General features: G+C 31.7%; 27 protein-coding genes. 17 read left to right on the top strand and 10 right to left on the bottom strand.

All coding sequences use genetic code 11. From position 1 onward, the window contains the following. Positions 1-166 precede the first annotated feature (166 nt). Entirely contained in the window at positions 167-646 is a 480-nt protein-coding gene (locus ACZ451_RS03115) for a nuclear transport factor 2 family protein (protein ID WP_464215630.1), read from the bottom strand. A gap of 278 nt (positions 647-924) precedes the next feature. On the opposite strand from ACZ451_RS03115, the gene ACZ451_RS03110 reads away from it, so the two are divergent. After that, the gene (locus ACZ451_RS03110; RefSeq protein WP_464215629.1) at positions 925-1227 is read left to right on the top strand and encodes a hypothetical protein; all 303 of its coding nucleotides are present in this window, start codon (positions 925-927) and stop codon (positions 1225-1227) included. Between the two features lie 65 nt (positions 1228-1292). Here ACZ451_RS03110 and ACZ451_RS03105 read toward each other — a convergent pair whose 3' ends face one another. Further along, positions 1293-2027, bottom strand: coding sequence for an SGNH/GDSL hydrolase family protein (locus ACZ451_RS03105; RefSeq protein WP_464215628.1), 735 nt, complete (start codon positions 2025-2027; stop codon positions 1293-1295). A 211-nt stretch (positions 2028-2238) separates the two neighbouring features. Between ACZ451_RS03105 and ACZ451_RS03100 the strand changes: the two genes are divergently transcribed. Further along, on the top strand, positions 2239-2538 hold the full coding sequence (locus ACZ451_RS03100; RefSeq protein WP_464215627.1) for a hypothetical protein: 300 nt from the start codon (positions 2239-2241) through the stop codon (positions 2536-2538). Between the two features lie 148 nt (positions 2539-2686). After that, positions 2687-4027 (top strand): sigma-54-dependent transcriptional regulator, encoded by a 1341-nt coding sequence (locus ACZ451_RS03095; protein WP_464215626.1) that lies wholly within the window; start codon positions 2687-2689, stop codon positions 4025-4027. Here ACZ451_RS03095 and ACZ451_RS03090 read toward each other — a convergent pair. Then, the gene (locus tag ACZ451_RS03090) at positions 4024-6477 is read right to left on the bottom strand and encodes a hybrid sensor histidine kinase/response regulator (protein ID WP_464215625.1); all 2454 of its coding nucleotides are present in this window, start codon (positions 6475-6477) and stop codon (positions 4024-4026) included. The two genes, ACZ451_RS03095 and ACZ451_RS03090, sit on opposite strands and share 4 nt — an antisense overlap. Positions 6478-6914: 437 nt before the next feature. On the opposite strand from ACZ451_RS03090, the gene ACZ451_RS03085 reads away from it, so the two are divergent. The 5 genes from ACZ451_RS03085 (at position 6915) to ACZ451_RS03065 (ending at position 11990) form a co-directional block, all read left to right on the top strand. Further along, complete coding sequence (locus ACZ451_RS03085; protein WP_464215624.1) at positions 6915-9092, top strand: TonB-dependent receptor; 2178 nt, start codon at positions 6915-6917, stop codon at positions 9090-9092. Positions 9093-9097: 5 nt separating this feature from the next. Next, positions 9098-10006 (top strand): ABC transporter substrate-binding protein, encoded by a 909-nt coding sequence (locus ACZ451_RS03080; RefSeq protein WP_464215623.1) that lies wholly within the window; start codon positions 9098-9100, stop codon positions 10004-10006. Between the two features lie 101 nt (positions 10007-10107). Then, on the top strand, positions 10108-11088 hold the full coding sequence (locus tag ACZ451_RS03075; RefSeq protein ID WP_464215622.1) for a Gfo/Idh/MocA family protein: 981 nt from the start codon (positions 10108-10110) through the stop codon (positions 11086-11088). A 1-nt stretch (position 11089) separates the two neighbouring features. After that, complete coding sequence (locus ACZ451_RS03070) at positions 11090-11560, top strand: SRPBCC family protein (protein ID WP_464215621.1); 471 nt, start codon at positions 11090-11092, stop codon at positions 11558-11560. Positions 11561-11606: 46 nt separating this feature from the next. Continuing rightward, positions 11607-11990 carry a superinfection immunity protein gene (locus ACZ451_RS03065; protein WP_464215620.1) on the top strand — a complete coding sequence of 128 codons (384 nt, stop codon included), beginning with the start codon at positions 11607-11609 and terminating at the stop codon, positions 11988-11990. 251 nt (positions 11991-12241) lie between these two features. On the opposite strand, the gene ACZ451_RS03060 is transcribed toward ACZ451_RS03065, so the two are convergent. Beyond that, positions 12242-12700 carry a hypothetical protein gene (locus ACZ451_RS03060; protein ID WP_464215619.1) on the bottom strand — a complete coding sequence of 153 codons (459 nt, stop codon included), beginning with the start codon at positions 12698-12700 and terminating at the stop codon, positions 12242-12244. Positions 12701-12957: 257 nt separating this feature from the next. Between ACZ451_RS03060 and greA the strand changes: the two genes are divergently transcribed. Together greA and ACZ451_RS03050 are read left to right on the top strand one after the other, a co-directional pair. Next, a complete protein-coding gene (greA, locus tag ACZ451_RS03055) occupies positions 12958-13434 on the top strand; it encodes a transcription elongation factor GreA (RefSeq protein ID WP_464215618.1) in 477 nt (158 codons plus the stop codon). Positions 13435-13510: 76 nt separating this feature from the next. Beyond that, complete coding sequence (locus ACZ451_RS03050; protein ID WP_464215617.1) at positions 13511-13900, top strand: HIT family protein; 390 nt, start codon at positions 13511-13513, stop codon at positions 13898-13900. Between the two features lie 16 nt (positions 13901-13916). On the opposite strand, the gene ACZ451_RS03045 is transcribed toward ACZ451_RS03050, so the two are convergent. Both ACZ451_RS03045 and ACZ451_RS03040 read right to left on the bottom strand, forming a co-directional pair. Then, positions 13917-14273: a hypothetical protein gene (locus ACZ451_RS03045; RefSeq protein ID WP_464215616.1), complete on the bottom strand. Its 357-nt coding sequence runs from the start codon at positions 14271-14273 to the stop codon at positions 13917-13919. A gap of 3 nt (positions 14274-14276) precedes the next feature. Then, a complete protein-coding gene (locus ACZ451_RS03040) occupies positions 14277-15425 on the bottom strand; it encodes a sensor histidine kinase (protein ID WP_464215615.1) in 1149 nt (382 codons plus the stop codon). A gap of 117 nt (positions 15426-15542) precedes the next feature. Between ACZ451_RS03040 and ACZ451_RS03035 the strand changes: the two genes are divergently transcribed. The 6 genes from ACZ451_RS03035 to ACZ451_RS03010 all read left to right on the top strand — a co-directional run bounded on the left by ACZ451_RS03035 (position 15543) and on the right by ACZ451_RS03010 (position 19836). Further along, positions 15543-16424, top strand: a complete 882-nt coding sequence (locus ACZ451_RS03035) for a flavin reductase family protein (RefSeq protein ID WP_464215614.1) — start codon at positions 15543-15545, stop codon at positions 16422-16424. A 5-nt stretch (positions 16425-16429) separates the two neighbouring features. Further along, the gene (locus tag ACZ451_RS03030; protein ID WP_464216888.1) at positions 16430-16813 is read left to right on the top strand and encodes a DUF3127 domain-containing protein; all 384 of its coding nucleotides are present in this window, start codon (positions 16430-16432) and stop codon (positions 16811-16813) included. 159 nt (positions 16814-16972) lie between these two features. After that, a complete protein-coding gene (aat, locus tag ACZ451_RS03025) occupies positions 16973-17632 on the top strand; it encodes a leucyl/phenylalanyl-tRNA--protein transferase (RefSeq protein WP_464215613.1) in 660 nt (219 codons plus the stop codon). 39 nt (positions 17633-17671) lie between these two features. Further along, on the top strand, positions 17672-18205 hold the full coding sequence (locus ACZ451_RS03020) for a DUF6252 domain-containing protein (RefSeq protein ID WP_464215612.1): 534 nt from the start codon (positions 17672-17674) through the stop codon (positions 18203-18205). A 391-nt stretch (positions 18206-18596) separates the two neighbouring features. Then, complete coding sequence (locus ACZ451_RS03015) at positions 18597-19202, top strand: tetratricopeptide repeat protein (protein ID WP_464215611.1); 606 nt, start codon at positions 18597-18599, stop codon at positions 19200-19202. A 127-nt stretch (positions 19203-19329) separates the two neighbouring features. Beyond that, positions 19330-19836: a ferritin gene (locus ACZ451_RS03010; RefSeq protein ID WP_464215610.1), complete on the top strand. Its 507-nt coding sequence runs from the start codon at positions 19330-19332 to the stop codon at positions 19834-19836. A 387-nt stretch (positions 19837-20223) separates the two neighbouring features. On the opposite strand, the gene ACZ451_RS03005 is transcribed toward ACZ451_RS03010, so the two are convergent. From ACZ451_RS03005 to ACZ451_RS02995, 3 genes are all read right to left on the bottom strand, one after another. Further along, positions 20224-20505 carry a hypothetical protein gene (locus ACZ451_RS03005; protein ID WP_464215609.1) on the bottom strand — a complete coding sequence of 94 codons (282 nt, stop codon included), beginning with the start codon at positions 20503-20505 and terminating at the stop codon, positions 20224-20226. A 132-nt stretch (positions 20506-20637) separates the two neighbouring features. After that, complete coding sequence (locus ACZ451_RS03000; protein WP_464215608.1) at positions 20638-20973, bottom strand: hypothetical protein; 336 nt, start codon at positions 20971-20973, stop codon at positions 20638-20640. Between the two features lie 237 nt (positions 20974-21210). Then, complete coding sequence (locus tag ACZ451_RS02995; RefSeq protein ID WP_464215607.1) at positions 21211-21774, bottom strand: DNA-3-methyladenine glycosylase I; 564 nt, start codon at positions 21772-21774, stop codon at positions 21211-21213. Between the two features lie 173 nt (positions 21775-21947). On the opposite strand from ACZ451_RS02995, the gene ACZ451_RS02990 reads away from it, so the two are divergent. Further along, complete coding sequence (locus tag ACZ451_RS02990; RefSeq protein WP_464215606.1) at positions 21948-22577, top strand: thioredoxin family protein; 630 nt, start codon at positions 21948-21950, stop codon at positions 22575-22577. Here ACZ451_RS02990 and ACZ451_RS02985 read toward each other — a convergent pair. After that, on the bottom strand, positions 22560-23288 hold the full coding sequence (locus tag ACZ451_RS02985) for a hypothetical protein (RefSeq protein WP_464215605.1): 729 nt from the start codon (positions 23286-23288) through the stop codon (positions 22560-22562). The two genes, ACZ451_RS02990 and ACZ451_RS02985, sit on opposite strands and share 18 nt — an antisense overlap. Positions 23289-23296: the final 8 nt, after the last annotated feature.

The raw sequence follows: 23296 nt of genomic DNA, 5'->3' as shown, positions 1-23296 counted from the left end.
TGTCGATTTTCTTTTAGATTTTAAAAAGTGGATTGATACATCTTTAGAAATGAAAAATTTTAATTTTAAGATTGTCCCCTTGAGGGGACTTTAGGGGTGTCTTTTCGTGGTTTACCAAATAGTTCTTATAGATAAAAACGCAGCAACAGTTTCTAATTTAGAGTTTTCATTGCTCAACTTCATTCCCCTCCATAAATGCCCTAAGCATCATATTGGTTTGTTTTTGGATTTTAGCTTTCATAAAAGAAGACCAGCCTAAGAAATATCCTGGGAAACCCAAAGCTTGTTGTGTCCAACGCCATAAATTAAAATGATCTGTATGGCGAATTATTTTCCCTTCTTTAAATATAAATTCAGCAGAAACTCTATTGATGACCTTCCGTTTTTTAGGCCCATACAGATAAGTGGCTTCCCAATTTGCTTTTCCAGAAGTATCATCTGCAGAAATAACATCAAATGTAATGTCTAACCCTGTATCTTTTCTACTCAATAACATTTTCCACATGCTTTTAGCTTGCTCCCCTTTTAAGGTACCAAAAGCAGGATCGTGAAAAACAATAGTATCATGGTAATGCGCTACCATTTTTTCTGCATTTCCAGCGGCAAAAGCCTCATAAAACTGTTGAATAATTTCTTTATTTTCCATGATAATGTATTGGTTAAAAATACTGACTTTATAATAAAGTAAAGCCTTTCTATACAGTTTAGTAATTGCTATAACTTACTAAGTGTAAAATTTTTACACATTAAAGGTGCTATAATAAACAACTTTACACACATTTAATGATGACAAAAAATTATAAAAATCTGATTATCAGTATTTTAAATATTTGGCACTGTTTTGTCTTTATACTTTTCAAATAAAATACACTTTAGGTATTCCAAATAAGATCATAGCATTATAAAGAAATAAAATTTAATATCATGAAAAAATTAGTATTTGCAACAGTATTAGCAGTAGGGAGCATAGGAACAACAGTAGCTGCAACTGCACCAATTTTCCACGATGGGATTATGGAAACCGTTATTGCTCAAGATTATACAGAAATTAGTGTAGAAGAAGTGCCAGCAATTGTAAAAGAGGCTTTAGCAAAAGATCATGAAGGAGCAGTAATCAATAAAGCACATATGAATGGTGAAGCTCAATATAAATTAGAAGTAACAAAAGCAGATGGTGAAGCCGTTATCCTGTATGCAGATGCAGAGGGGAATTGGTTAGAATTATAATAATAGTAATTAATACATTTTCAGTTAGTTAGTTTAAGGAGGGGTTGCATTTTGCAACCCTTTTTTTATACAATTAAAGCTTCTTTCACTATATCCGCAATGATTTGGTACCCTGTAGCATTAGGGTGTATAGGATCTGCACCATAGGCAGTTTTTTTAGCTTCCCAAAGTGGTCTATAAATATCTACTTTTTTTAGAAGCGTATCATGTTCTATCTGTGCTACAATTTTTTTAAAAGCTAATATCACTTCTTTGTTATAATTAGGATAAGGCACCTGCCAATTATAGGAATCTGGAGTTTTATTTTGTTTTGGAACAAAAGCTAAAGGTGGTGGCGTTAATATAATAGCTTTAGCACCATGTATTTTTACAGCATCAAGATATTTTACAATTCCAGCTTTGTATTTCGTTAATTTTTCTTCCGTTAAAGCTTGATATATGCCACAGTTTATACCGTAACAAAAAGTATATAGATCTGCTTTTGTAGCCTGTAAAATTTTATCTAATCGGTTAAATAAATAAGGTCTTGGTCCTGGATGACGCTCTTCTGTTAAACCCGTAATCGTTTCGCTATTTAACCCTAAATTAATAAAACGAAGTTCTAACTCAGGGTGTGTGGTATCAAACAATTTTTGTAAGTTTTCCACATAACCATGACCACCACCAAAAGTAATACTATCTCCAATACAACCAATTTTCATTCCTTTTTTTAAAATAGTTTCTGAAAAATTACAGGAATGTAAAAAGCTAATACCAATTGAGGCTAAGATGCTATTTTGAAGAAATTCTTTTCGAGTCATACAAAAATTTTACACTTTAAATATAGTTTAAAGTTAGCGATCCTACTTGTATCTATTTTACACAAAATATTGGTAAGGTATCCATTATTATACAACTTAAAAAATAGTAATAAAATATAAAAATTTGATTTTTAGTTAGTTAGATTTAAAATCAACTTTGGCATTATTATGCTATTACAGGTATTAAGTTTAACAATTTAAAGAACATATCATGAAAAAATTAATTTTAGCCTCAGTATTTACATTTGTTGGTTTAACTGCATTTGCTCAGCAAGGTGAAGCTATAGCGGAAGTAAAAAGCGTAGCAACAACTCAAGACGGATTTACAGAAATTGAAATGAACGATTTGCCAGAAACTGTAGCTAAGGCTGTCGCTAAAAACTATCCCGCAGCAAAAATAGACAGAGCTTCTGTTAACGATAAAAAACAATATAAGTTAGAGGTGTCATTAGAAGACGGAACTTCTGGTACTTTATATGCCGATGAAGAAGGGAATTGGTTAGAGCTTTAAAAGCATCTATGTTTTAATTTATATCAAATTGATTTTTATGAAAAGAGCAACAGAAATGTTGCTCTTTTCTTTTTTATGAAATTTTTAAAGGGTTAGTCAGTCTTTTGCATCCTATTTTAACGTATGTATTGTCTATAAAACCATTTTTATGCCAAAAATCTTGATCATTGATGATGATACTGCGTTTTGCCAGATGCTACAAAAATTTTTAGCACGGCAAGGCTACATTGTAACTTCTAGTTTTGATGCACAAGATGCTAAAAAGAAAATTACAAGTACTCTTTTTGATGTTATTCTTACAGATTTGCGTTTGCCAAATTACGATGGGATACGCTTACTTTCTGAAATTAAAATAGCAAACCCTAAAATACCAGTTATTGTAATGACGGGTTATGCAGAAGTTGGTACCGCTGTAAATGCCATGAAAAAAGGAGCTTTTGATTATATTTCTAAGCCTTTTACGCCAGATGAAATGCTAAGAGTTATTGCTAAGGCTTTAAAAAATGAAGCCACAGCAGTAGAACATGCCATAATTAAAAAAGAAGTAAAATCTACAATTTGTAATACTACCATTTCAGGAACAAGTGATGCCTCAAAAAAATTGTATGAATATATACAGCTTGTAGCTCCTACTAACATGTCTATTTTAATAACAGGAGAAAGTGGTACAGGTAAAGAAGTAACCGCAAAAGCAATTCATGATAAAAGTAAAAGAACGCAGCAAAAGTTTATAGCGGTAGATTGTGGTGCTATTCCTAAAGAAATTGCAACTAGTGAGTTTTTTGGACACCTAAAAGGAAGTTTTACAGGAGCAGTAGAAGATAAAATTGGGCATTTTGAAGCTGCTCATGGAGGAACTCTTTTTTTAGACGAAATAGGAAATCTAAGCTATGAGAACCAAATACAATTATTAAGAGCTTTACAAGAGCGTAAAATAAAACGGATTGGAAGTACAAAAGAGATTGTTGTAGATGTCCGTATTATTACGGCAACAAATGAAGATCTGGTAGAAGCAGTAGAAAAAGGAACTTTTAGAGAAGATTTATTTCATAGAATAAATGAGTTCTCTATAGAAATACCTTCACTTTCAGATCGGTCTGAAGATATAGTGCTATTTGCTAATTATTTTTTAGAAAAAGCAAACGCAGCATTAGAAAAACAAGTTATAGGGTTTTCTGATGAAGTCTTAGAAGTGTTTAAAACATATCATTGGCCTGGAAACCTTAGAGAATTACAGAATGTAATTAAAAGAGCAGTACTGTTGACTCATACAGCTTATATACAAGTAAATGCATTACCACGTTTGGTTTTAGAAAGTGAAAATAACAGTTCGGTACAAGAAGGTTTCTCTAAAGAAAAATACGAGATCGATCAGATTTTAAAAGCATTAAAAAAAACTAATTTTAATAAGTCTAAAGCAGCGAAACTCCTTCAGATTACAAGAAAAACATTATACAACAGAATAGCGCATTATGAGTTAGATATTTAAATAACAATACCCTCTAGATATTCTTTTAATGCCAATTGTAGCGCTGTGATATGATTTTTAAGTGTATCATATTGTAGCTTAATCTTTTGAAAGGAGCTATTGTTTCCCTGTAAAACTTCAAATTGTTCTAAGATTAAAATAACGTCTTTACTTTTTAATTGTCGTACCATTGGTAACATTCTATGCGAAACAGAATTTATAGCAACATAATTTTCCGCACTAATTGCCTTTTCAAGCTCTTCTAAATTACTTTTTATATCACTTAAAAAAGTTTGTAGCACTTCATAAATAGCAGCATTAGAATTCCCTAAAAAATCAGAAATAATATCTAAATTATACAGGGCAGAAGTATGTTCTTTTGTAGGTTTTTTTGAAGAAGCCAGTGTTTTATGAATTACTTTAGGAAAAATATGCTGTAGTACTTCTATAAAAGAATCTTTAGAGAATGGTTTTTGTAGAAGCGCACTAAAACCAGCTTTATAGTAAGTAGCTTCTCTAAGATCTTTACGCCCCGTCATTGCAATTATCGGTTGTTCTTTATAATGTAAATAGTTGGTATTCTTTAATTTTTCTAGAACTTCAAAACCATTTGTAGTTGGCATTTCAATATCCGTAAGTACTACATCATAAGGTATAGGAGCATTTTTAGGAATGTTATTAAAATCTATAAAGGTATGAACGTCTATTTCTAATATGGCACAAAATTCTTTTAGTAAATGTAGCATCGCCGTATCATCATCTACAATAAGCATTGAGAGTTTATTTTTAAACAATTTTGTTTTCTGCTGCTTTACAACTGTTTTCGTTTTTTCTAAAGGAATTTCTAGAGTAAAAGTACTTCCTTTGTTTGTTTCGCTTTCTAGTTGCAGTGTGCCGTTAAGTAAATGCGTCAATTTTTTAGAAATCGTTAACCCTAAACCATAACCTCCATATTTTTTTTCGGTTAGCTCTTCGGCTTGTGAAAATTCTTTAAAAACCAGTTTTTGTTTTTCTTTTGGTATTCCAATTCCGGTGTCACTTATCTGTATAGAGACTATGTATGTTCCATCTTGTTCCTTTTTTATTTTTGCACTGATAGTAATATTTCCTTCTGGTGTAAATTTATACGCATTGCCAATTAAATTGCTTAGAATTTGGCGTATTCTAAAGGGATCGCCAATAAGAGTTTCCTTTAATTTGTTCTCTAGATGTAGGTGTAGTGCAATAGCTTTATTTTTATGTGCCTCTTTAATCGTATGTGCAGTCTCTTGGATGAGTTCAGATAAGATAAAAGGGATTTTTTCTGTTTTTAATTTTCCGGCTTCTAATTTAGAAAAATCTAATAAATCGTTCACTAAATTATTGACATAACCAGCAGCAGATTTCACCTGCTTTAAATAAGTATGCTGCTTTAAATTTAAGATTGTATTTTCCATTAATTCGGAATACCCACTTATGGTATTTAAAGGAGTTCTAAGATCATGACTAACCGTAGCAATTAATTGTTCTCTACTTTTTAATAGCGATTCTGAATATTGTTTTTCCTCTTCCAAATGCAAACGGTATGTTTGTACACGCCAATAATCGCGTGTAATTAAAAAAGTAAAAAAACTAACAATTATAAAACCAATGAGAGCTGCCATACCTGCTAAGCGAATACTACGTTTTAAAACGGTTTCTTTTTTTTGATTTTCTGTATATGTATCTACAATTACCTCTTGCTCAAAAGCTGTAATAATACGCCTTAGCTGTTGCGAAATCGTAAAGTCATTGCTATTAATTTCTTGTTCTTTTCTTGCTAAGAATTGTGCTGCTAATAGATCTTTCTGTTTGGCTTCTTGCAATAAGAGTTTAGAGGCATTTAAAATAGAATCTATTTTTTGAGTAGAATTCGTTTCTTTATTTTCAGGGATATTTTGGTTTAAATACTGCGCTAATTCTTTTATGACTTGCTGTACATTAGGTGCTAAATCGTTAATATTTGGAGCTAATACTTCTGGTGTAATTTTTCCGAGAGAGGCCTCCAGCGTATTAAATTTTTGTAATGCAATATCTAACGAACTGTTGGCATTATTTTTAATTTTTAGATCGCGTAAATTTCCACTATTGGCAACTTTTTGTTGTAAAAGGAATTGTATACTATCTAATAAAGCACACTGATAATTGCTCTTAATAAGTTTTTTTAAAGTATCTATTTCAGTAGTAACAATCTTTATTTTTTCTGCATATTCAAAAAACTTTTCTTTTCTTTTATTTTGAAGTGCCAATTTAGAAAGACTTTCCGCTTCGTATAATTTAGTAACTAAAGAACTTGTTTTTAATAATTTAGTGTTGTTATTTGTATCTGCCTCTTCAGACATATAATCTTTAATTTCGGTAAGAATAAAAACCCCAGCAATTAAAGCTAAAGCTCCTAAAATTAGATAACTGAAAATAATGCGTATGGTAAATTTACTTTTAGATTTTCTCATTATGCTCAGGAATAGTATTCTCCATATATACGAGATGAGGTACTGTAAAAGTTGCTATAAATTATAAGGCAATGGCTATCTAAAATGAACAATTGAAGCATGCTATAAATATTTTACATTTTTTATAGCAGGTTAACTATTGGCTTATTACATTTGCAGCATCTCAAAGGGGTGCTAAATCCCGAACTAGAATCAGGCAATTCCTGAAACAAGTTCAGGATGAAGCTGAGATTATACCCAATGAACCTGGGCGGATAATGCTGCCAAGGGATGGAATACTTATAAAAGTATAGTAGACTTTTATAAGTATTCGCAAGATGTAATGCTGGATTTTTTTGGCTAGTTGCATCTTCAAAAATGGGGAGCTTAGATGCTCAAAAATCAATTTTTAACTAAGAATAATAGCCCCTTTTATTCGCACTAAACTTATAGTACGAATGAAACCTATTTTCACAACTTTAGCCCTTATTGGGCTAACAATGGCCTCACAGGCACAACAGCAACAACCAACAGATTCTATTAAAGGAAAAAAAGTAGTCTTAGACGAAGTTTTTGTCTCCGCAATTCGTGTAACCAATGCAACACCGGTTACCTTTTCTAATTTTACCAAAGAAGAAATTAAACTAAGGAATTTAGGACAAGATATTCCTATTTTAATGAACTTTTTACCCTCAGTAGTCACTACTTCTAATGCAGGAGCAGGGATAGGATATACAGGTATTAGAGTTCGTGGTAGTGATGCTACACGAGTAAATGTAACCATTAATGGTATCCCATATAATGATGCAGAATCGCATGGTACTTTTTGGGTAAATCTGCCAGATTTTGCTTCGTCTACAGAAAATTTGCAATTGCAACGTGGTGTGGGTTCTTCTACAAATGGAGCGGGAGCTTTTGGGGCTAGTTTAAATATTTTAACCGATGCGGTTTCTGAAGATGCTTCTGCACAAATATCATCTTCTATCGGAAGTTTTAATACTCTTAGGAATAATTTGAAATTTAACACAGGATTGTTAAACGATCATGTAGAAATTTCAGGGAGGCTTTCCCGTATTTCTTCAGATGGTTATGTAGATAGAGCTACATCTGACTTAGATTCATACTTTTTACAAGGTGCTTATAAAGATGAGAATACATTGATAAAAGCATTGTTATTTGGAGGGCATGAAATTACCTATCAAGCTTGGTTTGGTGTAGATGCCGCTACCTTAGAAACTAATCGTAGATTTAATCCAGCAGGGCAATACACAGATGCTGATGGAAATATAAAGTTTCATGAAGGGCAAGTAGATAACTATAAACAAGATCATGCGCAGTTATTGTGGAATGAAACGCTAAATGAATTTTGGAGCACCAATATAGCTTTACATTATACAAGAGGAAGAGGCTTTTTTGAAGAATTTAGAGAAGATGACGATTTTGCAACCTATGGTATTACCCCTATAACTGTTGATGGAGTGGCGATCAATACCACCGATCTTATCCGTAGACGCTGGTTAGATAATGACTTTTATGGAGCTGTTTTTTCTGCAAATTATACAAAAGATAAATTAAACTTTATTACAGGTGGTGGATGGAACAAATATGAAGGAGATCATTTTGGAGAAGTTATTTGGGCACGATTTTCTAATAATGTAAATAATAGAGACCGGTATACTGAGGATAATTCCTTAAAAACAGATTTTAATATCTATACAAAAGCAAACTATAACTTAAATAGTAAATGGAGTTTATATGGTGATTTACAATACAGAACAATAGGATATGAAGCTAATGGCGAAGACACAGGTTTGGTAGATGTAACCTATAATTTCTTTAATCCTAAAGCAGGACTTGTTTTTGATTTAAATAAAAACAACAATTTTTACCTTTCATATGCGGTTGCGAATAGAGAGCCTAACCGAAACGATTTTGAAAACGGAAGCCCTAAACCAGAAAGATTAAACGATTATGAATTAGGGTGGCGTTATGTTTCTCAAACAGTACAGTTAAGTACTAATTTATACTATTTTGATTATAAAGACCAATTAGTGCTTACGGGTGAGTTAAACGATGTTGGTGCACCATTACGCGAAAATGTGGGGGATAGCTATCGTTTTGGTTTAGAAATAGATGCTAACATTCAATTAGGAGATAAATTTCAATTCAGCCCAAATGTAGCTTTAAGTACCAATAAGAATAAAGATTTTGTTTTTCAAAGAAATGGTGTTTTAGAAAATTTAGGAGATACTAATATTTCGTTTTCCCCAAACCTAATTGCTGGTGGTAGATTTAGTTACCTGCCTACACAAAATTTACAAATTTCATTATTTTCAAAATTTGTTGGCGAACAATATTTAGGAAATATTGACGCAGAAGATTCTCGTTTAGATGCATATTCTCAGACAGATCTTAATGTGCAATATGAAATACAAACAAATTCTTTTGTTAAAAGTATTGTGCTAACAGGTTTAGTAAATAACATTTTTAACGAATTGTATGTTTCTGATGGTTTTTTCGGTTCTTTTGATTTTCCAGATACAGGAAGTCCAACAGGAACTACAACTGGCTTTTTTAGTGGTTTTTATCCACAAGCAGGAACTAACTTTTTAGTAGGGGCTACGTTTAATTTCTAATGGCTATGAAAAAATTAACTATTGCCTTAGATTGGACTGCTAATACCAACCACACTGGTTTTTATCTAGCACAAGAAAAAGGCTTTTATAAAGCCTTAGGTTTGGAAGTGCGTATAGTAACTCCTAATGAAGATAATTATGCAGTTACGCCTGCTAAAAAAGTAGAATTGGGGGTAGCAGATTTTGCCTTATGCCCTTTAGAAAGTATCATTAGTTACAGAACAAAGAACACCCCTTTTGATGCCATTGCTATAGCCTCTATTTTTACAGAAGATTTAAGTGCTATTGTAACTTTACCAGAAAGTGGTATCAACTCACCTAAAGATTTAGAGGGTAAGCTATATGCTTCTTACAAGGCACGTTATGAAGATGAGATTGTACGTCAGATGATTAAAAATGATGGTGGAACAGGAGCCTTTAAAATTTCATATCCAGATAAACTAGGAATTTGGAATACACTTTTAAGTAAAAACTGTGATGCTACCTGGATTTTTAGCAATTGGGAAGGAATACATGCAAAAAATAAAGGTGTAGACTTAACTACATTTAAAATGTCAGATTATGGTATTCCATATAGTTATTCTCCTGTAATTATGGCAAGCGAATCTAAAGTAGGCCAACATAAAACAGCTTATAAAGCATTTTTAGAAGCCACTAAAAAAGGCTTTTTATTTGCTAAAGAAAACCCAGAAATAGCAGTAAGCTGTATAGCACCTTTTATCTCGGAAACCGATAAAGATATTGATCTGTTAGAAAGTCAAAAATTTACCTCTCCTTATTATGGTAATGCAGTGCATTGGGGGCAAATGAAAGAAGAAAATATTCATTTATTTTTAAATTGGCTACAAGAAAAAGGTTTAGAAAGTCAAGAATTAACTTTTAATACAGTAGCAACAAACAGTTTGTTAGTGTAAGCTTATAAAACTTTATAGATTTAAAAAAGGATGTTTTAATTTTAAAACATCCTTTTGTTTTTAGCCTATTTTTGTAAAGTAAGAATCTAATAGGGATAGGTATGAAATATGATAAACCAATACGATGGGGTATTATTGGCTGTGGCGATGTTACAGAAATAAAAAGTGGTCCGGCATATCAAAACACTCCAAATTTTGAGTTAATAGCGGTAATGCGCAGAGACCTTTCTAAGGCTAAAAACTTTGCAGAACGGCATGGCGTACAGAAATATTATAATGATGCCGATGCGCTCATAAACGATCCAGACATCAATGCTATTTACATCGCTACACCGCCAGATACCCATAAATTATATGGTTTAAAAGTAGCTAAAGCGCGTAAAATATGCTGTATTGAAAAACCTTTAGCACCAAGTTATCAGGATAGTTTAGAAATAGTAACTGCGTTTCAGCAAGAAAACCTTCCTTTATTTGTTGCCTATTACAGACGTTCATTACCACGCTTTTTACAAATAGAAAATTGGTTAAAAACAAATGAAATAGGAGAAGTACGTCATATCAATTGGCATTTAAACAAACCTGCATCTACAATAGATCTTAGTAAAGAATACAATTGGAGAACAGATGCTAAAATTGCCTCGGGGGGTTATTTTGATGATCTGGCAAGCCATGGTTTAGACTTATTTGCCTATTTGTTAGGAGAATATAAAGTAGTGAAAGGACACAGTACAAATCAGCAAGGTTTGTATACTGCAAAAGATGCCATTAGTGCATCTTGGATTCATAAAAATGGAATTACTGGATGTGGTAGCTGGAATTTTGGTTCGTATAACAGGCAAGATAAAGTCACTATTTATGGAAGTAAAGGAGAAATTAACTTTTCTATATTTGGAGAAGAAGAAGTAATACTAAAAAATGCTACTGGCATACAAAATATCTTTATAGAAAACCCAAAGCATGTGCAGCAATTTCATGTTCAGAATATAAGCAATCACCTGTTTTTAGAAGAAAAACATCCATCCATAGGAACAACAGCATTGCATACCAGTTGGGTTATGGATCGTATTTTAGAAAAAATATAATATGCCCAAAATAGAACTTACCACAAGAATTAACGCACCAATTCAATTCGTTTTTGATTTGGCAAGAAGTGTTGATCTACATAAAATTTCTATGGAACATACTAATGAAAAAGCAATAGCAGGGAGGACTTCTGGTTTGGTAGAATTACATGATACTATAACGTGGCGTGCAAAACACTTAGGCGTGTATCAAAATTTAACTTCTAAAATAACGGCGGTAGATTCGCCAACCTATTTTGCAGATGAAATGCTTAAAGGCGCTTTTAAAAGATTTAAACATGAGCATTTCTTTTCGGAGGAAAATGGTATAACAGAAATGAAAGATATTTTTGATTATAATGCTCCTTTAGGTCTTTTAGGTAAGTTTGTGGATTGGCTTTTTCTAGAAAAATATATGACTAATTTTTTGCTTAAAAGAAATGCCGTTTTAAAAGAATTTGCAGAGTCTGGTAAGGGAAAAGAATTAGTGTAAAGAAAAACTTATATTTAGGCACACTAAATAATGACACTATTGGCAAATGGAAGAGGTACAGGATAAATTTTCTAAAGAAGAATTAGAAGCACTTTTAGGAGGTTCAATAGGTTTAATTGTATGTATTGGAGTTATTCTTATACTTTATTTCTTACCTTCTATTATAGCATTGTTTAGAAGTAAAAATAATACGATAGCTATTATTGCACTAAATACCATTTTAGGATGTACTGTTATAGGATGGGTTATATCTTTAGTTTGGAGTTTGTCTGCTGATGCTAAACCCGCACAAGTTGTTATTAACCAACAACAAAATAAATCAGATTTAGACGAATTAAAAAAATTGAAAGAATTAAAGTCGCTTTTAGATGATGGGGCAATAACGGAGCAAGAGTACATTATTCAGAAAAATAAAATTCTGAATTCATAACTTTTATTAAAAATAATAGTATAATTCGTTTAGAGTTAACACATTTCTAACCTCTTTTTAGTTTAAAAGTTTATTTGTTTTTGTAGTGAAGAAAAATTATTTTCCTCTAACCTCTAACCTCTAACCTCTAACCTCTAACCTCTAACCTCTAACCTCTAACCTCTAACCTCTAACCTCTAACCTCTAACCTCTAACCTCTAACCTCTAACCTCTAACCTCTAACCTCTAACCTCTAACCTCTAACCTCTAACCTAATTGGTTACAGAAATGATATTGCCACTTGCAGATACTCGATATTCTAGCAGATTAAAAAAGCGTTGTCCTTCAGCGGCATCTTCAGGTGTATTTAATAATTGTCCTGTAAACAGGGTGTAGTTATAATCTTCACAACTACAAGTCACAGAATTCTGACTAGTATCTAGAGTCATTGTAGAACATTCGTTAGGAACATGGTTAGGGCAGCTTGCTTCAAAAGCTCTAAAACCATTCAGGGATGATATGGTTTTAATAACAAAAATACCTCGTGTACCTGCTTGTTGGTTTCCAATAAACACAGCACTTCCTTCATTTGTTAAGGCATTAAAAAGAGGAAGGTTTGTATTAATATCAAACCGAAAAGTAATTTCTTGTAAAAAAGGATTTCTATTTGTAGTATTCTTATCGCAAGACAATACTAGAAATAAGATAGAAACCATTAAAAAACTACGCATAAGACATTATATTTTAAAATTTCGCTAACACAAAGTTGAACAAAAAAACTGTATATTTGTCTTAAATCCTCCATAAAAAGAGGATTTTCTTATTGAACTCATATTTATTTTTGTTCTGATCTAAGCTTTTGGGCTTGTTTATTTTTATCCCCCTTTTTGCAGTCCTTAGTTTTGCTAAGATAGTAAGGGGTAATAAAGCCAAAAACAATAGATGAAAAGAAAATACATATGGGTTTGTTTATTAAAAGAAATAGAATATGAGTACAACATCTTATTACACAGCAGAAGGCTTAAAAAAATTGCGTGATGAGTTGAATCATCTTAAAGATATTGAACGACCTAAAGCATCTAATGCTATAGCAGAAGCTAGAGATAAAGGAGATTTATCTGAAAATGCAGAATATGACGCCGCAAAAGAAGCACAAGGTCTATTAGAAATGCGGATTTCTAAAATGGAAGCTACTTTAGCAAATGCACGTTTAATAGACGAGTCTCAATTAGATACCTCTAAAGTTTTGGTTTTATCCACAGTTAAGTTAAAAAACCAGAATAATGGTATGGAGATGAAATATACTTTGGTTGCAGAAAGTGAAGCCGATTTAAAAATGGGTAAAATTTCTGTAAATTCACCAATAGGTAAAGGTTTGTTAGGAAAAAAAGTAGGAGAATTTGCAGAAATAACAGTACCTAATGGAACTTTAAAGTTAGAGATTTTAGAAATTACAAGAGCTTAAAATAGCTAATTTTTATATGTAATCCTGTTTACTTGTCAACAGGATTTTTTTGTTCTAACCATCTTAAATAAAAGCTATGGCATCTATATTCACAAAAATTATTAATGGAGAAATTCCTTGTTATAAAATTGCAGAAACAGAAGCATTTTTCGCCTTTTTAGATATTAATCCAAATGCAGAAGGCCATACTTTATGTATTCCTAAAAAAGAGGTAGATAAACTAATGGATTTGGACGAAGAAACTTATATAGGTCTAATGAAGTTTTCCCGAAAAATAGGTAAAGCCATAGAAAAAGTAATTCACTGTAATAGAGTAGGAATGACAGTTATTGGTTTAGAAGTGCCACATGTGCATGTGCATTTAATTCCTCTGAATGGAATGGCAGAAGCAACTTTCCAATCTAAAAAAAGCTTTTCAGAAGAAGAATTTATAGCAATTGCTACAAAAATAAAAGAAGCATTGTAAAAGTAAAATGTTTCAATTAAAATGTAGGAAGGCCATACAAATACCAATAGGCTCCTCCAGCAATTAAAATAAGCACAATTACAATTAAAATATAAAAAAGAGCTGTAAATTTTATCCTAGCTTTTTCTGGGGTAGCTGCTTTTTGGTAATATTCAAAAACACGCTCTATATCTGGGGTCCAGGAAACAGGATAAATGGTGGAATTACATTTCATACATGTAATATCATTAGAAACCTCAGCCGTAATGTTATGTGCTAACTTGCTATAAGTGTGTTTTTGATAAAAAGAAAGCTTTAATTCCTGATTAAAACATTCGGGGCAATTGTTCGTTAAATTTGCCTCTTTAATAACTGCTAGTTTTACTTTTGCCATAGTTTAAGAATTTACTTTAAAAGATATTTTCATAACAGTACCCTCTTTACTAGAGGTAAGTACTTTTATTTTTCCTTTATGATACTCTTCTACAATGCGTTTTACTAAAGAAAGACCTAAACCCCAACCTCTTTTTTTTGTGGTAACACCAGGATTAAATATAGTTATAAAATTACTTTTAGGAATTCCATGCCCAGTATCTGTAACTAAAATAGCAGCAGAATTTCCTTCTTCTATAATTTCAATGCTAATGCTTCCCTTGCCTCGCATAGCATCAATTCCATTTTTCACTAGGTTTTCAATAGTCCATTGGTATAATGAACGGTTTAATAAAACAGGTAGTTTCTCTACTTTGCTATCAAAAGAAAACAAAATTAATTTAGAACTACGTTTCTTTAAATATTCAAATGCACTTTTAGTTTCTGCAACAATATCGTGTTCTTTTAAAATTGGTAAAGAGCCAATTTTTGAGAAACGCTCCGTTATGGTTTCTAAACGATCGATATCTTTTTCTATTTCTTGCGTAATATTAGGGTTTATGTTTTCGCTTTTCAATAATTCGTTCCAACCTAAAAGCGATGTAAGCGGTGTTCCTATTTGATGCGCTGTTTCTTTTGCCATACCCGCCCATAATTTGTTTTGCTCTGAGGCTTTATTCGTCTTAAAAAAGAAATAAATAACAGTTCCAAAAAGAAATATAATAAGCAATAAGGCAATAGGGTAATATTTTAATTTATTTAAAACTTCAGAATTTCCGTAATATAAAATAGCAAGTTCTTCGCCTTTGTCTTCTATGGTAATAGGCGTATTTTCACTTTTAAATTTCGCAATTTTTTTTTGAACTAAAAGGGTGTCTTTAGAAACCTCTTTAGGCATATTACTTACTTTAATAGCACCATCTCTATTCACCAAAATCATTGGTGTAGTCGTATTTTTTTGAAATATTTTTAAAGAAAGATTCCCTAAATCTGCATCTTCTGGTAAGGATTGCAATTCGGATTGGGCGCTGGCCCATATTTCCATTTTATTACGTTCTTCTTCTTTAAATTTTTTAAAGAAACTATTCGTATTCCATAGAATAAGGCTTACAATAACAAAAGATGCTATTTGTAGAATAACCGTAGTAGTTTTCTTTTTAGGATTGAAGTTCATTCAATGTTAATCGTTAATAGTGTTCACAATATAACGCATTTTGTTAAAAAATATTCTGTAGAAGGTCAATGCTTTATGTTTCTTTTCTGAAAGCAAATTTTGTACCTTTGTTATACCATGAAAAACATCCTTTCTATAGCTCCAAAAGATCTTCCTACAGCCAAATTACATGGTTATCTTTTGGGTGCGGTAGGCCCTAGACCTATAGCTTTTGCGAGTACTTTAGATAAAAGTGGAAGACCTAACTTATCACCGTTTAGTTTTTTCAACGTGTTTAGTGCTAACCCACCTATACTTATTTTTTCGCCAGCAAGAAGAGTTCGTAATAATACTACAAAGCATACCTTAGAAAATGTTTTAGTCACTAAAGAAGTTGTAATTAGTGTTGTAAATTATGATATGGTACAGCAAATGTCTTTGTCTAGTACAGAGTATGCTGAGGGAGAAAATGAATTTCATAAGGCTGGGCTTACCATGCAAGCATCCGATGTAGTAAAGCCCTTTAGAGTAGCAGAATCTCCTGTTCAATTTGAATGTAAAGTGACCAAAGTTGAGGTTTTAGGAAATGAGGGAGGGGCAGGAAATCTTGTTTTTTCTGAAGTGGTAAAAATACATATTGATACTGCTGTTTTAGATGAAAAAGGGAGTATAGACCAAAACAAAATAGATTTGGTAGCGCGTATGGGCGGAAATTGGTACAGCAGAGCAAATATGGGTTTGTTTGAAGTGGCCAAGCCATTGAGTAGTATTGGGATAGGTGTTGATGCAATTCCCGATAAAATTAGATTAAGTACTGTTTTAACAGGAAATGACTTAGGAATGCTAGGAAATGTAGCTGCGCTTCCAGCATCAAATGAAGTAGATACATTTATAAAAGAGAATAGTACTATTAGAACCTTAATAAGTTCTGGAAAAAAAGAACAATTACATCAAAAAGCACAAGAATATTTACAGAAAAAAGACGTACTTTCCGCTTGGAAAGTATTATTAGCAAATTAAGAGAAATGGAAGTACAAGGAAAAGTGAAAATGGTAGGCGAAACACAAACTTTTGGAAACAATGGTTTTAGAAAAAGAGAAATTGTAGTCACTACAGAAGAGCAGTATCCACAACATATTATGGTAGAATTTGTTCAGGACAAGTGCGACTTATTAAACAGTTTTGCAGTGGGTCAGCAAGTTAAAATAGGCATAAACCTTAGAGGAAGAGAGTGGACTAACCCTCAAGGAGAAGTAAAATATTTTAATTCTATACAAGGTTGGAGAATAGAAAATTTACAGGCAGCAGCACCAACTGCTAATCCTGGAATGCCACCAGTACCACCGGCAGAAGCTTTTACACCAGCCGATAATTTAAATGAAGAAGATCATGACGACCTTCCTTTTTAAAGATAAACGTAAGGTGTTTATATAAAATTAAAGCCTGATTGGTTTCAAATCCATCAGGCTTTTTTATTTCTATACGTGGAAGTTTATAAATAATAGCTTAAACAAGATTTTTTTTGAGCCTTTTTAATCGTTTAATTGTCATGTTTTTAGAGTAACTTTATGCAAAACCAAGAAGAAAAAGTCATGTTCTTCCTTAACGATAGTTTAGAATTTCCATCAGTAGAAAAGGCAAATGCAGAAGGCCTTTTAGCTGTGGGTGGAAATTTATCTCCTGAACGACTGATCTTAGCGTACCAAAATGGAATTTTCCCTTGGTTTAATGAAGATGCTCTTATTTTATGGTGGAGTCCAGATCCTAGAATGGTACTGTTTCCAAAAAAAATTAAAGTCTCTAAGAGTATGAAAAAAGTTTTGAAAGATGAACTCTTCAGGCTTACTAAAAATACCTGTTTTAATCTTATTTTAGAGAAATGTGCTACTATAAAAAGAGTAGGACAAGAAGGTACTTGGATTACAGATGAAATGAAAGATGCATATAAAGTCCTTTATGAAAAAGGGTATGTCTCCTCTTATGAAGTTTGGAAAGAAAATAAACTCGTTGGTGGTTTGTATGGAGTAGATATTGGAAATGGTGTTTTTAGTGGCGAAAGTATGTTTAGTAGCGTTAGTAATGCCTCTAAATTTGCATTAATAAAATTAGCAGAAGAATTACAAGTTAAAAACTACAAGCTTATAGATTGTCAATTATACACGACGCATTTAGAAAGTTTAGGAGCTGAAGAAATTTCGAGAAAAAAATTTATAAAGTTTTTGAAATAATACTATGTTTTTATCGTTTTCGTAATCAAACCAAATATTATGAAACCGTCTTTTTTAATTACTACACTATTTATTTTCGTTTTTTCTGTTTTTTCTTGTTCGCCATCTGATGAAGTTGAAGATGCTGAAAACTCAGAATTTGCTATGACCGCAACAATTAATGGTGAATCTTTTGAAGCCAATAATCCTTTTGGGACTAACGAATTTTCAAGCACTAATATTTTTAGTTTATATCCTATAGAAGACTTTGTCTTATTACAAGCAAAGGAAGGAGGCCCGTTTGGCGATCCTGAAATTAAATTATGGTTAAAAAGAACAGATATTGCTGTAGGAAGTTATAATGTCTCTTATGATCACCTTGGGATTACTCCACCAACACATTATATTAGTTATCTTGATACTAGAAATGATATTTTTGAATTTACATTAGAAGGTACTGTTACTATTACAGCCGTAGATAGTTCTGCAAAAACTGTGAGAGGTACTTTTGAGTTTACTACTGTAAATGATGATGAATTTGCACCAGTAGATTTTACCATTACTGATGGTACTTTTAATTATAAATACGAATAATCTACTATATGATAGACTCGTAAGATATTAAAATGAAGTAGTAGTTCAAATCTATTTTAGATACAATGTTTTGATAGAGTTTGCCTTTTCTTTTGCTAATTAAGCTCAATGTAACTATGTTTTATTGTAAAAGCAAATACTAATATTATAAGCTACTTCTTATAACTTTAAAATAGGCGGAGTCAATAAAAATAATACTTTATTATCCGTTTGTAGATTAAAATTTTCAAAACGATATCCCAGACCAGCTTGTAATTTGTTAATTATACACGGCGCATTTAGAAAGTTTAGGAGCTGAAGAAATTTCAAGGAAAAAATTTATTAAACTTTTAAAATAAGGTGTAACATTATTCCTTTTTCCGTTACCAATACTATGTAAAGCAATTTGTATATGTTTGGAGGTGGCACGGTAAGTATAATGCAATCTGTTCGTAATAACAATAAGTTAGTACGGAAAACCAACCGATTCTATAAACGAGATGCTTTTTTAAACACAAAAAAAGAATTTTATGAAGCGGCGGGAGGCGAAGTTGTATTTAAAAAATTAAAACCAGAAGCTTTACAACTCCTAAAAGAGAAAATAAGAAAAGAGAAAAGATTAGAAAAGCGTAAGTTTTGGCTCATTACAATACTGCTAATGATTCCTTTTATGTACTTTACCTTCTATTTTGGGGATCAGATTTTTAATAAAAAGTCACAAATTGTAACAGCGGCATTGAAAGCTAAAACAGATAAGTATCAGTTTTTTATAACAGATGGTGATGCTTGGATTACCAAAAAACATTGGAAAAATGCTATTTTTCAATATAAAAAAGCATTAGAAATATTCCCAAACGAATACGATGCTAACTATAGGCTAGCTTTGGCATATAATTATAATTGCTTAAATGCCTTTTTAAATTGTGATGAAGGTAAAAAATTAATTGCCCAACTCAAGAAAAATTTTCCAAAAAAAAAGGCTATTGCATCACTTGAAACCACATTTAACAGCTATTAGCACTATCAAATAGAATTCTTTTTAATTAAGAATCTTCATCATGATCAGTAAGAGTATTTTTTAATAAAATTTTTAAATTTTTGATACCAGCTATTAACTTTAAACTATTTTTACAGAAAAGAAAGACATGAATACATCAATAGAAAACTTATTAAACGATCAGATAAAATATGAAGCTAATGCTTCTATGCATTATTTAGCTATGGCTTCTTGGGCAGATGCAGAAGGATATAATGGTATTGCTGAATTCTTCTACAATCAATCAGAAGAAGAAAGAGTACATATGATAAAACTAGTAAAGTTTGTAAACGAACGTGGTGGTAAGGTAACTGTACCCGCTATAGCAAAATCTAAAGCTAGCTTTACCTCATTAAATGAATTGTTCGAAGATTTTTTAAAGAGTGAAATGTTTGTAACGGAACAAATTAACCATGTTATTTTTGAATGCTTGGATAAGAAAGATTACAACGTACATAATTTTATGCAATGGTATGTTACAGAGCAGTTAGAAGAAGAGGCTGTTGCCCGTACTTTATTAGACAAGTTAAATATTATAGGCGATGATAAGTCTGGGCACTATATGTTTGATAGAGATATTAATACCATTGCTACTGCAGTAGATAAAGAAGAATAGCAAAAATTATTTTTAATTAAATTTTAAAAAGATTCCACGTATTGGAATCTTTTTTTTGTAGCTTTGCCATTATTTAGATTAAATAAAAATAATGAATTCGCAAACAAATATTAATTTTCCTCATCTCATGATCACTACGTCATGTATGTTATGTAGTGGTGTAAAAAAGAAGAAATGTTGTAAAAAATACAAGAAAAAAGGAAAATCTAATTGTAAAAGCTGTCCTAAGATTTTTTAGTTTTATAGGGTTGATAGCTATCGAGATGGACTAGGGCTTTTTATAGGATATGTTGTTTTCATTTGAGTATGACGTATCTATTACTTACTTTTTTCTACGTCGTTGTCAAAAGCATAAATTCAAAGTCTATTTTATACTTGATTTTCATTTTAAAAATTGAATTCACAAATATTTTGGTCAACACTTACCCTTTTTAAGCATTCAGTTATTAATTCCAAAACTCTTGAGGTAGGAATTAAAGTATAATCGTATACAGTTCCGATTTCATTCTTTTTTGAGGAATCCCATTCATGTTCAGTTCCATTTCTATCGATAATGATTGATTTTCCTTCAAAAATATCTTGCCACTCTACTCGTCGAGTTAAATCAGTAATATTTTCATAAACTATTACTTGGTGTTCGGAGTCTACTTTGTCAATTAAGAATAGCATTGGTTATGTCGAATGTTCGTTAAGATAGATAGTTTGCAAAAAAGAAATAACTTTTTGAACTAACACTAAACTTTTGCTCTGATTTCATGTAATGTTGTGTGTAGGTCTTTCTTTTCAGGTTTCGGATTTAATTCAAATTATTGATAGTATAGCTACGATCAAAAAAATGGAAAATCCAACAATAGAAATAATGTATTTAAAATCTTTCTTTTCCTTTTTTAAGATACTTAATACTGTCAAAATTGTACCAGAAATAAATAGTAAATCCGTCAGAAACATCAATACGGAGAGGAGTATGGCCGTATTATCTTGAGGCTTTTCATATCCTTCTAATTCAATGGATAGAGTAGTAGAGGTTCCGACAATATAAGCAACCAAAATGTTCAGTAAAATAAGATATATTAAAAGCCGGAAGGACCAAGTTCTATAATTGGTATTTTTTTTAGTGATTGTTTCTGCTGATTCCATTAAGTTTATTTTTTCGCTTATACACAATAACTGTATAGAGTTACTAACAACATAACTCTAATATACATATATTCTCCTGTTTACAGAGACTTGAAAGAGAATAACTGGCATATATCATACGTTTAAAACGGTTTGTCATTACAGTAAGAATGCTTATGGCGTCTTATTTAACAGAAAAGATCCTTTTTATATAAAAACAGTTGCAGAAAGTAAAGCTAAAAGATAAAAGGCAACAATTTACACCTCATGGTATCTAAAGCAATCTACCTCATGATCGTTTACCATACCTGTAGCTTGCATGTGCGCGTACACTACCGTACTACCAACAAATTTAAAACCTCTTTTTTTTAAATCCTTACTAATAGCATCGGATAGGGGTGTATTTGCAGGAGCATCCTTGTAGTTTTGAAACTTATTTTTGATGGGTTTACCATCTACAAAAGCCCAAATATACTTGCTAAAGCTTCCAAACTCTTTTTGGATTTCTATAAACGCTTTGGCATTAGAAATAGTAGCTCTAATTTTTAATTTGTTGCGTATAATACCTGCGTTATCTAACAGTGCTGCAATTTTTTGCTCATCATAATTTATAATTTTTTGATAATCAAAATTGTCAAATGCTTTTTTAAAATTTTCTCGTTTGCGTAAAACAGTAATCCAACTTAAACCCGCTTGGAAGGTCTCTAGAATAAGAAATTCAAATAATAAGGCATCATCTTTAACAGGTATACCCCATTCTAAATCGTGATATGCTTCATACAGTTCGTCGCCAACACACCAACCACATCTGTGTTTTTCCATTGTAAATTAGTTATAAAATATGTGAATAAAGAAATAAAACAAGCTTAAAGATAGTTCAAAATCTAAAACGATAGCTATATTCTAAAATGTAAGTTTTTAAGATTCCCTCCAACTAATATAATCTATTTAGATAATGAAGATAAAGCATTATTAAATTTTACAAACAAACAAAAATGGAAACATTGGAACAAAATAAAACGCAAGAAATAAAAACTATTATTAAAGATAGTTTGGCTAATGCAACAACATACCAAGAATATAGAGCTTTAGTGTCTCAATTAAATGCAGAAGGAAAATCTACTGGAGAAACACAAACGGAAGCATTAACTAATTATACGATGTTGAATGACAAACGTATGAAGCGTTTGGATAAAACGATAAAGATTGACGCAGATACTACTGCTAAAATTGGTGCATTAGGTAAAAAAGTGACTTGGTTGGTGCTTACAGAAAGTTGGTGTGGTGATGCTGCCCAAACCATGCCAGTAATGCAGAAATTTGCTGATATTAACCCTAATATTGATTTTAAAGTTTTAGAAAGAGATCAGAATTTAGATCTAATGAATCATTTTTTAACCAATGGGGGGATGTCTATTCCAAAGCTCATCATGGTAGATTCTGATACCAATGAAGTTTTAGGAGATTGGGGTCCAAGGCCAAGTATTGCCACTCAAATGGTTAAAGATTATAAAAACGAACACGGTAAATTAACACCAGAATTTAAACAAGATTTACAAGTTTGGTATAATAAAGATAAAGGGCAAAATACAGTAGAAGATTTAGTATCACTTCTCTTGAAATAGATAGGTAATACTTCCTTTTTGAGTTTCTTTTGAAGACGAATTAAAACGAGCTCTAAGGGCATATTCAATGGCTTTGTCTACAAGACAGCCATTACTTGTGCCAGAGCTTTTTTTATTAAAATCTGCTTCAAGAACACTACCATCACTTGCAACAAGAATATTAATTACAATTTTACCACCTTCTATACAGGTGTATATAGGAACAGGTATATTGCGTTTGGTTCTATTGAGTAAAGAATAGGAAATAGAAGTTTGTCTGTTTTTTAAATAATCTGTTGGAGTATCTTTTTGTGCTTCACGTTCTCCTAATTGTTGTTTTGCTTCTTGCCTTTTTTTAGCAAGCTTTTTTAAATTGGCAGCATAACCATTATCAGAAGTTAATTGTTCCGTACTTTCTTCACCTTCGCTACCATCTTCACCTTCTTCTAATAGTTCTTCTAGTGTTTTTAAAGGTTCAGGATCGCCATAGCTAGGCTTTGCTGTTTGGTTGAAAGCAAGATGACTCTTTATACTACTATTGTTTGTAGTATTCTCCGTTTTTTCTTCTTCAATAAGCTCTTCTGGTAGCTCTTCCTCTTCTAGTATAGCCATTTCAATAACATATTCTTCTTTTTTATCGCTACTTAAATGGATGTTGTATAAGCTCAGCATCACTATAGCCATAGAAAAGAAGGTAATTAATAAAGAAAGTTGACTCCTATTTAAATTCATGGTATTAA

It is taken from the genome of Allocellulophaga tsushimaensis (assembly GCF_055383085.1).
Note: the sequence above shows the minus strand (reverse complement) of the source record. Positions and strands in the feature narration are given on the sequence as shown.

Coding starts and splice junctions, on each gene's coding strand:
- ACZ451_RS03115 (WP_464215630.1), bottom strand. CDS start 646: ATGGAAAATAAAGAAATTATTCAACAGTTTTATGAGGCTTTTGCCGCT.
- ACZ451_RS03110 (WP_464215629.1), top strand. CDS start 925: ATGAAAAAATTAGTATTTGCAACAGTATTAGCAGTAGGGAGCATAGGA.
- ACZ451_RS03105 (WP_464215628.1), bottom strand. CDS start 2,027: ATGACTCGAAAAGAATTTCTTCAAAATAGCATCTTAGCCTCAATTGGT.
- ACZ451_RS03100 (WP_464215627.1), top strand. CDS start 2,239: ATGAAAAAATTAATTTTAGCCTCAGTATTTACATTTGTTGGTTTAACT.
- ACZ451_RS03095 (WP_464215626.1), top strand. CDS start 2,687: ATGCCAAAAATCTTGATCATTGATGATGATACTGCGTTTTGCCAGATG.
- ACZ451_RS03090 (WP_464215625.1), bottom strand. CDS start 6,477: ATGAGAAAATCTAAAAGTAAATTTACCATACGCATTATTTTCAGTTAT.
- ACZ451_RS03085 (WP_464215624.1), top strand. CDS start 6,915: ATGAAACCTATTTTCACAACTTTAGCCCTTATTGGGCTAACAATGGCC.
- ACZ451_RS03080 (WP_464215623.1), top strand. CDS start 9,098: ATGAAAAAATTAACTATTGCCTTAGATTGGACTGCTAATACCAACCAC.
- ACZ451_RS03075 (WP_464215622.1), top strand. CDS start 10,108: ATGAAATATGATAAACCAATACGATGGGGTATTATTGGCTGTGGCGAT.
- ACZ451_RS03070 (WP_464215621.1), top strand. CDS start 11,090: ATGCCCAAAATAGAACTTACCACAAGAATTAACGCACCAATTCAATTC.
- ACZ451_RS03065 (WP_464215620.1), top strand. CDS start 11,607: ATGGAAGAGGTACAGGATAAATTTTCTAAAGAAGAATTAGAAGCACTT.
- ACZ451_RS03060 (WP_464215619.1), bottom strand. CDS start 12,700: ATGCGTAGTTTTTTAATGGTTTCTATCTTATTTCTAGTATTGTCTTGC.
- greA (WP_464215618.1), top strand. CDS start 12,958: ATGAGTACAACATCTTATTACACAGCAGAAGGCTTAAAAAAATTGCGT.
- ACZ451_RS03050 (WP_464215617.1), top strand. CDS start 13,511: ATGGCATCTATATTCACAAAAATTATTAATGGAGAAATTCCTTGTTAT.
- ACZ451_RS03045 (WP_464215616.1), bottom strand. CDS start 14,273: ATGGCAAAAGTAAAACTAGCAGTTATTAAAGAGGCAAATTTAACGAAC.
- ACZ451_RS03040 (WP_464215615.1), bottom strand. CDS start 15,425: ATGAACTTCAATCCTAAAAAGAAAACTACTACGGTTATTCTACAAATA.
- ACZ451_RS03035 (WP_464215614.1), top strand. CDS start 15,543: ATGAAAAACATCCTTTCTATAGCTCCAAAAGATCTTCCTACAGCCAAA.
- ACZ451_RS03030 (WP_464216888.1), top strand. CDS start 16,430: ATGGAAGTACAAGGAAAAGTGAAAATGGTAGGCGAAACACAAACTTTT.
- aat (WP_464215613.1), top strand. CDS start 16,973: ATGCAAAACCAAGAAGAAAAAGTCATGTTCTTCCTTAACGATAGTTTA.
- ACZ451_RS03020 (WP_464215612.1), top strand. CDS start 17,672: ATGAAACCGTCTTTTTTAATTACTACACTATTTATTTTCGTTTTTTCT.
- ACZ451_RS03015 (WP_464215611.1), top strand. CDS start 18,597: ATGTTTGGAGGTGGCACGGTAAGTATAATGCAATCTGTTCGTAATAAC.
- ACZ451_RS03010 (WP_464215610.1), top strand. CDS start 19,330: ATGAATACATCAATAGAAAACTTATTAAACGATCAGATAAAATATGAA.
- ACZ451_RS03005 (WP_464215609.1), bottom strand. CDS start 20,505: ATGCTATTCTTAATTGACAAAGTAGACTCCGAACACCAAGTAATAGTT.
- ACZ451_RS03000 (WP_464215608.1), bottom strand. CDS start 20,973: ATGGAATCAGCAGAAACAATCACTAAAAAAAATACCAATTATAGAACT.
- ACZ451_RS02995 (WP_464215607.1), bottom strand. CDS start 21,774: ATGGAAAAACACAGATGTGGTTGGTGTGTTGGCGACGAACTGTATGAA.
- ACZ451_RS02990 (WP_464215606.1), top strand. CDS start 21,948: ATGGAAACATTGGAACAAAATAAAACGCAAGAAATAAAAACTATTATT.
- ACZ451_RS02985 (WP_464215605.1), bottom strand. CDS start 23,288: ATGAATTTAAATAGGAGTCAACTTTCTTTATTAATTACCTTCTTTTCT.